Genomic DNA, 12,658 nt, shown 5'->3' with positions numbered 1-12,658 from the left:
GTCGGTGACCCGCCCATGGCCGCCGACACCCCCCGCCCCTTTGTCGTTCCCCTCTTTATTCCCCATGCGGGATGCCCTCACCACTGTATCTTCTGCAACCAGCATGCTGTCACCGGGCTAAAGCGCGCAGGCGCCCCTGCCATGCCCTCCCTTGCCGCCATGGAAGGGGAGATCGAGCGATGGCTGGAATGGTCTGCAAACCGCCATCCCGTGGAGATCTCCTTTTACGGGGGCACCTTTCTGGGGCTGCCTTTTGAAACGGTGAGGGCCTGCTTGGACCTGGCCCATGGCTACGTCAAGGCAGGGCGTATCCAGGGGATTCGTTTTTCCACCCGCCCCGACACCGTCACACCGGAGACCCTTGAGCTTCTGGCCGGGTACCCCGTCACCACGGTGGAGCTCGGGGCCCAGTCCATGGAAGATGCCGTGCTCACGGCCAGCACCCGGGGCCATACGGCCGCAGACACCGAGAGCGCCGCAGCACAGTTAAAGGCAAAGGGGTACGTCACCATTCTTCAGATGATGCTGGGTCTTCCCGGGGAGACCCCGGCCCTCTTTCGCTCTTCCCTTCAGCGCATCCTTGACCTCGATCCCGAGGGCATTCGCATCTACCCCACCGTGGTCCTGAAGGGCAGCGGCCTGGCCGCCCTCTGGCGTGACGGGCGCTATGAGCCCCTTGCCCTGGAAGAGGCGGTGCAGCGGGGCAAGGAGGCGTGGCTCATGGCTGCCCGACGAGATATCCCTGTGATCCGCATGGGCCTCCAGGACAGTGAGGAGATGCGCCTGACCCATGTTCTGGCCGGGCCCCATCACCCCGCCTTCGGGCATCTGGTCCACAGCGCGCGGTTTCTGGACATGGCCGAGGCCCTTGCCCGGCGGCTTTTTTCACCGGGCGATGCCCCCGTGTTTCGCGTTCATCCCAAAAGCGCCTCGCGCCTTCGGGGGAATAAAAACAGCACCCTGGAAAGCCTTAAGGCGCGATACGGCCTTGCCGGTATTGAGGTGGCCCTGGACGATACCCTGGCCGAGAGCTCTCTGGCCGCAGGCGGCTGGGTGGTGGACTCGGTACGACAATGCTTTGCAAAAGATCTGGAAAGTTGATAAAGAACATCGGATGATCAGCAGTGCTTTCCATGAAAACTCAAGCCAACCGGGACGCCTGCTCATCTGACTCCCGCCCGACAGACACCGGTCGATTCATACGAAGCGATTTAGATTTCAAGTGTTCCAAAGGAGCAGAGAATGACCAACGCAAACTACTTTTTTACTTCGGAGTCCGTAACGGAGGGTCACCCCGACAAGGTGGCCGACGCTATTTCCGACTCCATCCTGGATGCCATCATGGCCCAGGACACCCGATGCAGGGTTGCATGCGAGACCCTGGTCACCACCGGCATGGCCTTTATCGCCGGTGAGATCACCACCAATTGTTACGTGGACATGACCCAGATTGTCAGGGACACCATCCGCGAGATCGGCTACGACTCCTCGGACATGGGCTTCGACTGGCAGACATGTGCGGTGATCTCCAGCATCGACAAGCAGTCCGAAGACATTGCCCAGGGCGTTAACGAAGGCGAAGGCCTCTTCAAGGACCAGGGCGCCGGCGACCAGGGCCTGATGTTCGGCTACGCCATCGACGAGACCCCTGAGCTTATGCCCATGACCGTGGTGTTCGCCCACAAACTCACCCAGCGCCTTGCCGAGGTGAGGAAAACCGGCGTGCTTCCCTACCTTCGCCCCGACGGAAAAGCCCAGGTCACCATTGAATACGAAGACGGAAAAGCTACGCGCGTGGACACCGTGGTGGTCTCTTCCCAGCACACCCCCGAGGTGAGCCACGAAGACCTTCAGGAAGGCATCATCAAAGAGGTGGTGCTCAAGGTCATCCCCCTTGAGATGATCGACGACAAGACCCGCTTCTTCATCAACCCCACCGGGCGGTTTGTTGTGGGTGGCCCCATGGGCGACTGCGGCCTCACCGGCCGTAAGATCATCGTTGATACCTACGGCGGCCGAGGAAGCCACGGCGGCGGTTGCTTTTCCGGAAAAGATCCCTCCAAGGTGGACCGAAGCGCCTCCTACATGGGCCGTTACATCGCCAAGAACATCGTGGCCGCTGGCCTTGCCAAGGAGTGCGAGGTCCAGGTGGCGTACGCCATCGGTGTTGCCGAGCCCGTTTCTGTCCTCGTGGACACCATGGGCACCGGGGTTATCCCCCAGGAGCGCATCGCTGAGATTGTCCGCGAGGTCTTTGACCTGCGCCCGGCAGCCATCATCGAGCAGCTCGACCTTCTGAAGCCCATTTACAAAATGACCTCGGCTTACGGCCACTTCGGACGTACCGACAGCGAAGGCTTTACCTGGGAGCGCACCGACAAGGTGGACATCCTCCGGGAGAAAGCCGGTATCTGAGGTTTTGCCGTATCACGGGTCTGACGGGTAGATTATTAAAGGGGCGCCTCCCTCATGGGGGCGCCCCTTTTTTATTTCCGGCGCTTGTCCGGGGGTGGGTCCAGGACAATGACGACCCGGCACTGGCTGAGGAAGGTGGTGTGGGAGACGTCTGAGCGGATGCGGGCGGCGTCCTGGCTGCTGATGATGATGTCGGTGCGGGCGCCCTCGGTGGTGCCGATGCCGGTGACCATGAGGGGGTTCTCTCCGGCGGAGAGGCCCTGGCCGGCCCGGGCCAGGGAGCTTTCGTAGACAGCCACCCCGCGCTGGACCGCGTATTCCCGGCTGATGACGGTGGGGCCGTAGACCTCTTCCCCGGATTCGGTGACCACGCGCGGGGCAAGCCCGGGGATGACGTCTACCCCTCGGGCATCGACGATGAGGCCGGTATAGGCGTCGTGGGTGGAAAGGGCATCCGAGGCTTCGGACGTGAACAACGGCCTGATGGGGTTGATCTGCCGGATCTCTTCCGGAAGGATGAGCTGGGAGAAGGCTCCCCTGAGGGGGAGGGTGAGGGTGACTTGGACGGAACCGTCCGTGAGGAACCGTTTTTCCGTCATGGGGGTGGACAGGAACATCAGGTCCACCTGGGCGACCACCTCCCGGCTGGCTCCCATGACATCACCGCCGGTGGTGTCGCCGTGGATGGTCAGGTGCCGGAGGATAGACGAAAGGTTGGACCGGGCCGCCTCAACGGCCCGGTTGACGTAATGCTCCCTTGCTTCGGGGGAGGCAGGCTGCCCGGCCTTCTCATTGGGGGCATGCATCCCTTCGGCCCGCACCGAGCCGTTGCTCCAGTCGATGAGGCCGTGATCAAAGTTTTCTGTTATCCCCTGGCCCGCGGCACCGAAGAGGGGCCCGGAAGAGAGGAGCGTCAGCGCTCCCAGGAGAACAAGGGTCATCAGGCGTCGTTTCATGACGGGCCTTATAAAAAGGTCGTAGACAATACCGCTCAGGGGAAAACCGAAGGGCCCTTGGAAAAAACACCGATTCCGGGGTCTTTTGACGGGGCCCGTGTCGTGGTTCGCAAAAACCCGATATCAGCGAACCCCTTCTTTGTCAATGGTGACCAGCGAGACGTTTTTGTAGTAGTGGTGCAAAATGGTGTCGTAGGTGAACCCGGACGCGGCCATTTTCCGAGCCCCCCACTGGCTCATGCCCACACCGTGACCGTAGCCGCACCCCTCGAAGGTGAAGTGCCTCTTTTTCCGGGTGACCGAGAACCGGGCGCTCTTGATCACTTCGGGGCCCATGGCCAGCCTGAATTCGTTGCCGGTGAGCTCAAGGCGTCCCCGGGAGGTGCTGATGATCACCCGGCCGTTGCGGCCGGAAGGGGAGGGCTCACTGGTTTCCAGGGAGATGATTCCCCCGGGGCGGTACCCCTTTTCCCACAACTTTTTGACCATGCTGTCGGCGCCGATCTCCCCTGTCCAGCAGGCGTCCGGGGCCAGTCGGCTGAAGCTGTCCTTGACCCCCTGCAGGTAGGGAAGGGCCGCTCCCCAGACCGCGTCGGCGCTTTCGGTCATGCCGCCGCTGTTGGCGTGGAAGCAGGCGATGATGGGCAGGCCCTGAAAGGCGAGGTAGTGTCCCTTCGTGCTGTCCACCGGGGCGGTGGTCTCCGGGGTCTCGGCATCGGCGCCACCGTAAACCTGAAAGGCGGTGGTGGCCTCCAGGTCAAAGCGGGCGTGGGCCTTGCGGTTGAGGAGGGTGTGGTAGGTGTAGGAGCGTGAGGCCACGGCCTGGGCTTTGAGGGCCTCTTCCGGCCAGAGGGGGCTCATCTCTTTGGGGAGGACCCCGTAGAGATACTCTTCCACCGGCAGGGTATTGACCACGGTGATGCCCTCTTCATCCGGCCAGAGGGTCACCTCGCCGCGGTAGGCGTGTCCGTCCACCCGGGGGCGCCCGGAGCCGGGCCCCAAGGTCAGGGTGAGGTTGCCGGCCACGACCCCGTTGACCACCAGGCCGTCCTGACCGGTGGTGACGGTGACCGGCCCGTTGCCTTCAAACAGGGGGGTGCCGTCCCGAAGCACGGTCATGGGCTCACCGGTTCGGCCGAGGATCACCTGGTCCACCTGGTGGCGAAGCAGGACCCGGACCTTTTCCGGGAGTTTTGCCATGGCTTTGTCCTGGGCCTCCGGTGCGGGCTGTTCACCGGCCAGGATCTCGGCCTGGCGCAGCCAGGCCCGGGCCGAGGAGCTGCGCATGTGCTCGGGGTAGAGCTCCACAAAACGCTGGAAGTGGGTCACGGCTTCGGCAAAGCGGCTGTTGCGGTAGGAGACCGCCCCCAGGGCAAAGCGGGCGTCGATGATCACCGCGGTGTCGGGGTAGGTGGTCTCGATCTGTTCCAGGCAGGCCACGGCCGTGTCAGGCAGGTTCAGGTTACGGCTGTAAAGAACGGAGAGAAAGAGAAGGGCCCTTGCGCGTTCCTCTCGATCGGTGCTGCCTTCCAGGATGCGTCGGTAAAGGGCCGCGGCTTCGAGGGAACTGCCCTGTTCAAGGAGGCCGGAGGCCTCTTCGAAGAGGTCGTAGCGGGGTGCGGATGCTGCAAAGACGGGCGGGACGACGAACAGGAGCAGGCAGAGGGTGACAAGGTATTTCAGGCGAATCATGGGGTGAGTTCCCTCCGGGTGAAACGGTTAAAATCGGTTGATCTTTGTCGATTGAATTGACTATACTTTTCCGGCAGAACAAGAGTAGCGGATAATGCGGATATTGACAACCAATCCACAGGGGCTTGCGTTGAAATGGATCGGACGAACATGCGGCTATGTCGGGCGAGTCACCCTGGACTTTGTGGGGATGGCCCTGGTTCGGGCCGCCTTTACCCTGCGTATTCTCACACTTCTGGTGAGGCGCCCGGCCGACGGGCGTGCCCAGGTGAAGCGGGCGGTGGTGGAGCAGATCTACTTTACGGCTGTCCAGGCCCTGCCCCTGATCATCCCCTTGGCCCTGCTCGTGGGCAGCGCCATGATCATTCAGTTTACCAAGGTCTCCGGGGAGTTTGAGCTCGGAAAGGCCGCCGTCATCCTCGTTGTCCGTGAGATCGGCCCCCTCATCACCGCCCTGGTGGTCATCCTGCGCTCGGCCACGGCCGTCACCGCCGAGATGAGCTGCATGACCGTGTTCAACGAGATCGAAGCCATGGAGATGTCCGGGGTGGATCCCATGTGGGTTCTCTCCTACTCCCGGTTCACGGGCATCACTTCGGCGGTGGTCTGCCTCTTCGTGGTCTTTGACTTAGCCGCCCTGTTTGGTGGCCAGGTGGTGGCCTGGGCCACCACAAGTCAGTCCGGGGACATCTTTATCTTTCAGGTGGCCAAGGCCATCAGCGGCACCGACCTGGTGGTGAGCCTTGTCAAGGCACTGCTCTTTGGCCTGATTATCACGGTGGTGAGCCTGTTCCACGGTTACACCACCGTCCGCAAGGTCTCCCGTATCCCCGTGAGTGTTTCCCGGGCCGCCGTGGAGAGCTTTTTTGCCTGCATGCTGGTCAACGCCTTTGTCTCCATCGTTTTTTACCTGTAGAGGATGCCATGCCCATGTCGACACCTGCCGCCGGGGATGCCGGTACAGATCCCACACCGGTGGTCCGGTTGACGAATCTTTCGGTGGAGGACACCTGGAAGGGCAGGACCCTTACCGACCTGGACCTCTCCCTGCCCCCCGGGGCGGCGGTTCATCTCTCCGCCGACAATCCGGCCGACGCCCACCTGCTGCTTCGGTGCCTTGCCACCTTGAGCTGGCCCACCCGGGGCCGGTATTTTTTTGGCGGCGAAGAGCTGCCCTTTACCTGGTATGAGAAGCTTCTTCCGGTGAAGCGCAGGATCGGGTACCTCTACCCCATGGCTGCCATGGTGAGAAACCGCACCGTGGAGGAGAATCTCGATTATCAGGCCCACTATTTCAGCGACACGGACCTCGTCCGCCACCAGGGGCTCAAGGAGGAGCTGGTGAGGGCCTTCGGCATCCAGGACGCCCTTGCCTTCTGCCCGGAGCTGGTGAGCGCCATGGAGCAGCGGCGCGCCATCGCCGTGCGGGACATTCTCAAGGAGCCCCTGCTCTTTCTGGCCGAGTACCCGGAAGAGTTTGTGGGGCGCGGGTATTTCTCCTGCTTCATCGCTGAGATCCGGAAGGTCCTCTCGCGGGGGGGCGTGTTTGTCTACACCACCAACTACCGCGGGTTCGGCAAAGAGCTGACCCCCCTGGATCTTCGCCTGGAAAACGGCACGCTCGTAAAGGAGCTGGCACCATGATTGTTCGCTACGATACCCGCGAAAAGGTGGTGGGGGCCTTTATGCTCTCCATCATGATCCTTCTGGCCCTCACCGTGCTGGCCATCGGCCGGAGCAAGGACTGGTTCCGGGAGAAGGTGACCTACTTCACCACCTTTAAAGAGAGCTACAACCTGGAGACCAATGCGGCGGTGAAGCTCTTCAATGCCGATATCGGCAAGGTGACGGAGGTGAGCCTCGTGGGCAATGTGGTCCACGTGCGCATGGCCATTTTTGCCGAATACGCCCCGCGCATACGAAAAGACTCCGTTGCCACGGTCCAGAGCGTCAACTACATCGGCAACAAGTACATCTCAATCACCCCGGGCACCCCGGAGTCGCCCGAGCTCCTGGCAGACGAGGAGATCTCTTCGGAAGAGCAGCCGTCCGTGGCCGACCTCCTGGCAAAATTTGAGGTGGAAGAGACCGCCAAGAAGGTGATCCGGGCCGTCCAGGATGTCTCGGAGGTGGCCACCCTGCTCCGGGATCCCGAAGGGCCGTTGTTTGAGGCCTTGAACAGCATCAACAACTCCTTGAACGCCGTGGAGGTTCGCGTGGGGGCCATCCTGGACAGCCTGGCCGTGGCCGTGGACAAGGTGCCCCACACCGTGGACCTGGTGGATCGGGACCTGGAGAAGGTCCACGAGATCGGCATGGAGATCCAGACCAACATCGCCCTGTTGCAGCAGGTCCTTGAAAACGTGGAGGTGGGAAGTCGGGACGTGCCCACCATCACCGAGACAACGGTCAAGGGGATTGAGGAGATCCGGGTGGGGGTGGAGCAGATCGACGAGGTGGTAAAATCCCTTAAAAAGAGCATCCTCATCCGGGGCAACCTGCCCCCGGGACCCGAGGTGAAGGGGCAGGACGCGGGGAGCCGTCCCTGACCCATGGGGGAGAATCGCTTTGGAGCCACCGGCAGGCATGCCGGTGGCTTTTTTATGCCAGAAAGGTCTCGGCAATGAAGTCGGCGACGCCCTGGGGATCGTCCGGATCCAGGGTGGGCAGGCCGTCTGCCTGGGGGGCATCGGTGATGCGGGCCACAAGCCTGGTGAGGCCTTTTAAGGGGGCTTTTCCCGTTTCCCGCCTGTGGACCTCGATTTTGGGGCGGGCCGAGCCCTTGTAGCCTTCGGTGATGATGAGGTCCAGGTCCGCCATCTGTCCTTCCAGCTCTTCCAGCCGCACGGGCGTGACCTTTTTCACCAGGGCGTAGGCTGTCTCCGAGGCCACCATCACGGCGTCGGCTCCGGCCTGCTGGTGTTTCCAGCTGTCTTTTCCTTCGTGGTCCATGGAAAACCCGTGGGCCGTGTGCTTGATGACGCCCACCCGAAAGCCTTTTTGCTGCAGCAGGGGGATGATGCGCGTGATGAGGGTGGTTTTTCCGGACCCCGATGTGCCCACGATGGAGAGGGTGACAGCCATGTTTTTGTCCTTGGTTTGGATGGTTGGCCGCTGCCGACGGGCAGGGACATCGCTACCCTAAAAGATGGCCTTCGGCCTTGTCAAGGCCAATGAGGCCCCGGGGCAGGGCCAACGCATTGACCAATTCCGTTGCCTCCGGCGTGTCGCTTTTTGAAAAAAGCTCCGCAAAAATAAGAGGGGCTATGGCCGGTTGCGACGCGTCCGAAAAAATCAAACCTGTTTGTCAAACTTTTCAAAAGTTTGGCCCCCGGCAGGGCCGCCGGAGGCTTCTGGACCCCGGGTTTTGGCCTCACCGACATCTTTTTTTGTGCATTGGGAAGGATCCTTTGAAAGCGCGGAGGCAATGGGGTATTCTGGCCCCCTTGAAGGCTTTGGATTCACGAGATGTAATGTCAGGAGCGCAACGCATGATAAAGAAAAACGTGGTACTTACCGGCATGCCCGCCGCGGGCAAGAGCACCGTGGGGGTGATTCTGGCCAAGCGCCTGGGCCTGAACTTCACCGACAGCGACGTCTACATCCAGACGTGCGAGGGGCGGCGTCTTTCGGAGATTATCCGGGAGGAGGGGCTGGACAGATTCAAGGAGATTGAAGAGGGGCGTCTGTGCGAGATGGCGGTCACCGGCACGGTCATCGCCACCGGGGGCAGTGTCATTTACGGGCAGAGGGCCATGGACCACCTGGCTACAGACGGGGTCATCGTCTACCTTCACACCCCCCTTTCCGTTCTCATGGAGCGGCTCAGCGACCTGGGCGCCCGGGGCGTGGTGATCCAGCCGGGGATGAGCGTGGAGAGCCTTTACCAGGAGCGCCATCCCCTGTACATGGGGCGCGCTCACATCGTGATTCCCACCGACGGCCTCACCCCGTCCGGGGTGGCAGACGCCATCCACGTGGCCTTGATCAAGAGGGGAGGCGAAGCCTGGCGGTAGATCCGCTTAGGCGTCCTCTTTGGGGGCGTCTTCATCGCTTTGGATCGGGGGCTCGGTTTCGGGCTCCTCATCCTCATCGGCAGCGCCCAGGGGCCGCCTCCCAAAGGCCATGGCTCCGAAGATGCTCAGCTCGTAGAGGAGGATCATGGGGGTGGCCAAAAGGATCTGGGTGACCACGTCCGGCGGGGTGAGGATGGCCCCGAAGACAAAGAAGAAGACCACGGCGTACTTGCGGTTTTTACGCAGGAAGGCAGGGGTCACCAGGCCCAGGGCGGCCAGGATGGTGATGAAGATGGGCAGCTCAAAGGCAAGGCCAAAGGCCATGAGCAGCTTGGATGCAAAGGAGAGGTACTCCTTCATGGTGGGCAGGGCCCGCAACGACTCCGAGGCAAAGCCCAGGAAGAACTTGAACCCGAAGGGGAAGACAAAGAAATAGCCGAACAGGGCGCCGCCGGTGAAGAAGACGACGGAGAGCAGGACGGCCGGTGCCATGACCCATTTTTCCCGCTTGTAGAGACCCGGTGCGATGAACATCCAGATCTCGAAGATGATCACCGGGCTGGCCAGAAGCAGTCCGGCCAGGAGGGAGACCTTGAGGTAGGTGAAAAAGGCCTCGGGCAGACCCGTGAAGATGATGGCGTCGCCCTTGGGAAGCACCTCGATGAGGGGGCGTGTGAGGAGGTCGAAGATCACCTCCTTGAAGCCGTAGGCGACGGCCGCTCCGATGGCGATGGCGATGAAGCAGCGGATGAGCCGGGTTCTCAGCTCGTCCAGGTGCTCGGTAAACGGGAGTTTGTCCTCTTCCTGCATGATCCGTGTCTCTTTATAGGTGATCTCGGGGGCAGGATGAACGTGAACCCTCGGTCTGTTTCGGCGTTTCCGTGTCGGGGGAGGCGTCGTCTTTGGCGGCCAGGGTCACTTTTTTCATTTCACCACCGGCCTTTTCGGTGGAAGGGGTCTCTAAGTCCACCGTAAAGGTCTCCTTGAGATCGCTTGTTGCCTTGCGAAATTCTCCAAAGGCTCTGCCGAGGGTCTTGGCCAGTTCCGGCAGCTTTTTCGGGCCGATGACAATGAGTGCCACGGCCATGATCAGGAGGATTTCGGGCATCCCCATTCCAAACATGGTGGTCATCTCCTTGAAAAAATTGAGAGTTGTCTCGGGTAAAACGCAAGGACGGTTGTACTTGTTTTGGGGGGCGGTGTCAAGGTGAAGGGCCGCGGCTACAGGGTGAACGCATTTAACAATTCCGCTGCCTCAGGCGGGTCGCTTTTTGAAAAAAACTCCGCAAAAACGTTTCCGCTGCGCTTGTCCGCAGCTGAGGGCATTTGAGTGATTTACGGGAAAGATTTGGGGTCCGATTGACAGGGGTCCGGGGAATGTACTACAAGGGATTGGCTGAAACATAAAGGGGTTGGGTTGGGTGCGCCGCTGTCGGGCGCCGTCTGAAACGGTTTTTGTGCTGTATGGAGGCGATCATGGCAATTCAATCGGTAAAACGGGCACTTGACATACTCTCCCTCTTTACTCCGTCCCAGCCTTCCCTGGGCATCACCGATATGGCCCGCCTTTTGGGCCTTGCCAAGCCCACCATCCACGGCCTGGGGACCCCAATCTTGCCGATGAGGGGTTCCTCAGCCAGAGCGATGAGACGAAAAAGTACGCCCTGGGCCTCAGGGTGTATGAACTGGGGACCTGCGTGGTCAGCCACCTCAGGGTCAACCAGATCGGCGGCCCTGCGGCACGGCGCCTGGCACGGCAGACCGCCCTGATGTCCCGCATTGCCATCTGGGATCGGGGCATGGCCCTGGTGACCTTGAACCAGCTGCCCAACGACCCCTCCCTTCCCTTTACCAACCTGGGCCCCAAGGTCCCGGCTTATTGCTCGGCCGTGGGAAAGGCCATGCTCTCCACCCTGCCTGTGGATGCCCTTGACGCCTATTTTGATCGCACCCGGATGACCCCTTTGACCCCCAAGACCCTCACCGACGAGGGGGCCCTGAGAAAGGAGCTTGCCACGGTTCGGAGCCGGGGCTACGCCCTGGAGTCCGAGGAGTACATCATGGGCCTGGCCTGCATCGGCGCTCCTCTTTTTGATCACACCGGTCGGGCCGTGGCCGCCATCAGCGTCTCCGGTTCCCCGGAGCTTCTGGAATCCAAGGAGGTGCCGGCCATTGCCACGGATGTGATGCGGACGGCCGGCGAGATCTCCTTTGCTTTGGGCTTTACCCCGGAATCGGTTCCCGATCAGTCGCCTTCGAATTCACACATGGCGTAGATGGGCGTGTCCCCGGTTTTGGCCCGGCCGCCCAGGTCGGGAAGCTCCACGATAAACCCGCACTCCACGATATCCCCGCCCAGGCTGTTCACCAGCTTGATGGCGGCTTCAATGGTGCCGCCGGTGGCGATGAGGTCATCGATGATCACCACCTTCTCGCCTTTTTCGATGGCGTCTTCGTGCATCTCCACTTCGGCCTCCCCATACTCCAGGGCATAGGACTCCTCAATGGTTTTCCAGGGCAGCTTGCCTTTTTTGCGCACCGGCACAAAGCCCACGCCGAGCTGGTAGGCCAGCACCGCTCCGAAGACAAAGCCCCGGGCGTCGATGCCCACAACCTTCTGGATGCCTTTGTCCTTGTAGCGTTCGTAAAAGAGGTCGCAGGCCTTGCGGTAGGCCTCGGGGTCCTGCATAAGGGTGGTGATATCCCGGAAAATAACGCCCTCGATGGGCCAGCCGGGGATGGAACGAATGGTCTCTTTGATGTTCATGCTCTTTCCTGACATGGGGTTATATCGATATTTACTGTTTTTTTATGGGGTGCCGATCCTGGGAATGGCTTTGGTGAGAAGCCCTTTGACCCGGTCGGTGTTCTTGTGGAAGACCTCGAGGATCTCCTCCCAGGAGACGGGGGCCTCGTCCTCTTTCCAGCAGTCGTAGTCGGTGCTCATGGCCACGGCAGCGTAAGGGATACCGGCTTCGTTGGCCAGGGCCGCTTCGGTGGCCACGCTCATGTTGATGACGTCGGCGCCCCAGGCGCGGAACATCCTGGACTCGGCGCGGGTGGAGAAGCGGGGGCCTTCGATGGTCACCACGGTCCCTTTTTCGTGGGTGTGGTTGCCGTGGGTCATGCTGGTTTCGTAGAGCACCTTGCGAAGATGGGCATCAAAGGGGGTGGCCATGCCGGTGTGGACGGCGCCTCCGGAAAAGTCTTCGTGGAAGGTGTTGCACCGCTTGCGGGTGAAGTCGATGAACTGGTCCAGGATCACAAAGTGGCCCCGGTCGATCTCTTCGCGCAGGCTGCCGCAGGCCGTGGTGGCCACGATGTGGGTGGCGCCCATCTCTTTCAAGGCGTGGATGTTGGCCCGGTAGTTCACCTGGCTGGGGCTGTACTGGTGCCGTCGGCCATGACGGGCCAGGAGCAGGACCCGGCACCCGTCGATGACGCCTCGGGTGATGGGGGACGAGGGCGCGCCGTAGGGGGTGGTGAGGGTGACCTCCTCGGCCTGTTGCAGGATGTTCGGATCGTCGAGTCCCGATCCGCCGATGATACCCACCTGAATCATGTGCATCTCCTTAGGGA

At 61.4% G+C, this 12,658-nt stretch carries 15 protein-coding genes; 8 read left to right on the top strand and 7 right to left on the bottom strand.

The genetic code is table 11. From position 1 onward, the window contains the following. Positions 1-15: 15 nt before the first annotated feature. A complete protein-coding gene (locus tag ACOYW1_RS26790) occupies positions 16-1,101 on the top strand; it encodes an elongator complex protein 3 (protein WP_482420393.1) in 1,086 nt (361 codons plus the stop codon). Positions 1,102-1,242: 141 nt separating this feature from the next. After that, on the top strand, positions 1,243-2,415 hold the full coding sequence (gene metK, locus ACOYW1_RS26785) for a methionine adenosyltransferase (protein ID WP_482420392.1): 1,173 nt from the start codon (positions 1,243-1,245) through the stop codon (positions 2,413-2,415). Positions 2,416-2,486: 71 nt separating this feature from the next. Here the strand turns inward: metK and ACOYW1_RS26780 are convergent, their stop codons facing one another. Beyond that, positions 2,487-3,371, bottom strand: coding sequence for a hypothetical protein (locus ACOYW1_RS26780; RefSeq protein ID WP_482420391.1), 885 nt, complete (start codon positions 3,369-3,371; stop codon positions 2,487-2,489). A 123-nt stretch (positions 3,372-3,494) separates the two neighbouring features. After that, positions 3,495-5,063, bottom strand: coding sequence for a SpoIID/LytB domain-containing protein (locus ACOYW1_RS26775; RefSeq protein WP_482420390.1), 1,569 nt, complete (start codon positions 5,061-5,063; stop codon positions 3,495-3,497). A gap of 130 nt (positions 5,064-5,193) precedes the next feature. Between ACOYW1_RS26775 and ACOYW1_RS26770 the strand changes: the two genes are divergently transcribed. Genes ACOYW1_RS26770 through ACOYW1_RS26760 form a run of 3 tightly spaced genes read left to right on the top strand, consistent with a single transcriptional unit; the run spans position 5,194 to position 7,612 of the window. Then, positions 5,194-5,979, top strand: coding sequence for an MlaE family ABC transporter permease (locus ACOYW1_RS26770; protein ID WP_482420389.1), 786 nt, complete (start codon positions 5,194-5,196; stop codon positions 5,977-5,979). Between the two features lie 14 nt (positions 5,980-5,993). Next, entirely contained in the window at positions 5,994-6,707 is a 714-nt protein-coding gene (locus tag ACOYW1_RS26765; RefSeq protein ID WP_482420388.1) for an ATP-binding cassette domain-containing protein, read from the top strand. Further along, on the top strand, positions 6,704-7,612 hold the full coding sequence (locus ACOYW1_RS26760; RefSeq protein ID WP_482418475.1) for an MlaD family protein: 909 nt from the start codon (positions 6,704-6,706) through the stop codon (positions 7,610-7,612). Before ACOYW1_RS26765 ends, ACOYW1_RS26760 begins: the two co-directional genes overlap by 4 nt. Positions 7,613-7,664: 52 nt before the next feature. Here ACOYW1_RS26760 and mobB read toward each other — a convergent pair whose 3' ends face one another. Beyond that, positions 7,665-8,147 carry a molybdopterin-guanine dinucleotide biosynthesis protein B gene (gene mobB / locus ACOYW1_RS26755; protein WP_482420387.1) on the bottom strand — a complete coding sequence of 161 codons (483 nt, stop codon included), beginning with the start codon at positions 8,145-8,147 and terminating at the stop codon, positions 7,665-7,667. A 407-nt stretch (positions 8,148-8,554) separates the two neighbouring features. Here mobB and ACOYW1_RS26750 point away from each other — a divergent pair, with 407 nt between their 5' ends. Continuing rightward, positions 8,555-9,079, top strand: a complete 525-nt coding sequence (locus ACOYW1_RS26750; protein ID WP_482420386.1) for a shikimate kinase — start codon at positions 8,555-8,557, stop codon at positions 9,077-9,079. A 6-nt stretch (positions 9,080-9,085) separates the two neighbouring features. Here ACOYW1_RS26750 and tatC read toward each other — a convergent pair whose 3' ends face one another. Then, positions 9,086-9,889 (bottom strand): twin-arginine translocase subunit TatC, encoded by an 804-nt coding sequence (gene tatC, locus ACOYW1_RS26745; protein ID WP_482420385.1) that lies wholly within the window; start codon positions 9,887-9,889, stop codon positions 9,086-9,088. A 13-nt stretch (positions 9,890-9,902) separates the two neighbouring features. Further along, positions 9,903-10,202, bottom strand: coding sequence for a twin-arginine translocase TatA/TatE family subunit (locus ACOYW1_RS26740; RefSeq protein WP_482420384.1), 300 nt, complete (start codon positions 10,200-10,202; stop codon positions 9,903-9,905). A gap of 341 nt (positions 10,203-10,543) precedes the next feature. Between ACOYW1_RS26740 and ACOYW1_RS26735 the strand changes: the two genes are divergently transcribed. Further along, positions 10,544-10,849, top strand: a complete 306-nt coding sequence (locus tag ACOYW1_RS26735; RefSeq protein ID WP_482420383.1) for a helix-turn-helix domain-containing protein — start codon at positions 10,544-10,546, stop codon at positions 10,847-10,849. Then, positions 10,777-11,355 carry an IclR family transcriptional regulator gene (locus tag ACOYW1_RS26730; RefSeq protein ID WP_482420382.1) on the top strand — a complete coding sequence of 193 codons (579 nt, stop codon included), beginning with the start codon at positions 10,777-10,779 and terminating at the stop codon, positions 11,353-11,355. The genes ACOYW1_RS26735 and ACOYW1_RS26730 overlap by 73 nt, the downstream gene beginning before the upstream one ends. On the opposite strand, the gene ACOYW1_RS26725 is transcribed toward ACOYW1_RS26730, so the two are convergent. Next, positions 11,325-11,846, bottom strand: a complete 522-nt coding sequence (locus ACOYW1_RS26725; RefSeq protein ID WP_482418471.1) for an adenine phosphoribosyltransferase — start codon at positions 11,844-11,846, stop codon at positions 11,325-11,327. The two genes, ACOYW1_RS26730 and ACOYW1_RS26725, sit on opposite strands and share 31 nt — an antisense overlap. Positions 11,847-11,888: 42 nt before the next feature. Continuing rightward, complete coding sequence (gene mtnP / locus ACOYW1_RS26720) at positions 11,889-12,641, bottom strand: S-methyl-5'-thioadenosine phosphorylase (protein WP_482420381.1); 753 nt, start codon at positions 12,639-12,641, stop codon at positions 11,889-11,891. Positions 12,642-12,658 lie beyond the last annotated feature (17 nt).

It is taken from the genome of Desulfoluna sp. CYM3A, from assembly GCF_056829965.1.
The sequence above is the reverse complement of the archived record's forward strand: the minus strand, read 5'-3'. Positions and strand labels throughout refer to the sequence as shown.

Bases quoted from the DNA above. Each gene is read 5' to 3' on its own strand.
- ACOYW1_RS26790 (WP_482420393.1), top strand. From the start codon at position 16: ATGGCCGCCGACACCCCCCGCCCCTTTGTCGTTCCCCTCTTTATTCCC.
- metK (WP_482420392.1), top strand. From the start codon at position 1,243: ATGACCAACGCAAACTACTTTTTTACTTCGGAGTCCGTAACGGAGGGT.
- ACOYW1_RS26780 (WP_482420391.1), bottom strand. From the start codon at position 3,371: ATGAAACGACGCCTGATGACCCTTGTTCTCCTGGGAGCGCTGACGCTC.
- ACOYW1_RS26775 (WP_482420390.1), bottom strand. From the start codon at position 5,063: ATGATTCGCCTGAAATACCTTGTCACCCTCTGCCTGCTCCTGTTCGTC.
- ACOYW1_RS26765 (WP_482420388.1), top strand. From the start codon at position 5,994: ATGTCGACACCTGCCGCCGGGGATGCCGGTACAGATCCCACACCGGTG.
- ACOYW1_RS26760 (WP_482418475.1), top strand. From the start codon at position 6,704: ATGATTGTTCGCTACGATACCCGCGAAAAGGTGGTGGGGGCCTTTATG.
- mobB (WP_482420387.1), bottom strand. From the start codon at position 8,147: ATGGCTGTCACCCTCTCCATCGTGGGCACATCGGGGTCCGGAAAAACC.
- ACOYW1_RS26750 (WP_482420386.1), top strand. From the start codon at position 8,555: ATGATAAAGAAAAACGTGGTACTTACCGGCATGCCCGCCGCGGGCAAG.
- tatC (WP_482420385.1), bottom strand. From the start codon at position 9,889: ATGCAGGAAGAGGACAAACTCCCGTTTACCGAGCACCTGGACGAGCTG.
- ACOYW1_RS26740 (WP_482420384.1), bottom strand. From the start codon at position 10,202: ATGTTTGGAATGGGGATGCCCGAAATCCTCCTGATCATGGCCGTGGCA.
- ACOYW1_RS26735 (WP_482420383.1), top strand. From the start codon at position 10,544: ATGGAGGCGATCATGGCAATTCAATCGGTAAAACGGGCACTTGACATA.
- ACOYW1_RS26725 (WP_482418471.1), bottom strand. From the start codon at position 11,846: ATGAACATCAAAGAGACCATTCGTTCCATCCCCGGCTGGCCCATCGAG.
- mtnP (WP_482420381.1), bottom strand. From the start codon at position 12,641: ATGATTCAGGTGGGTATCATCGGCGGATCGGGACTCGACGATCCGAAC.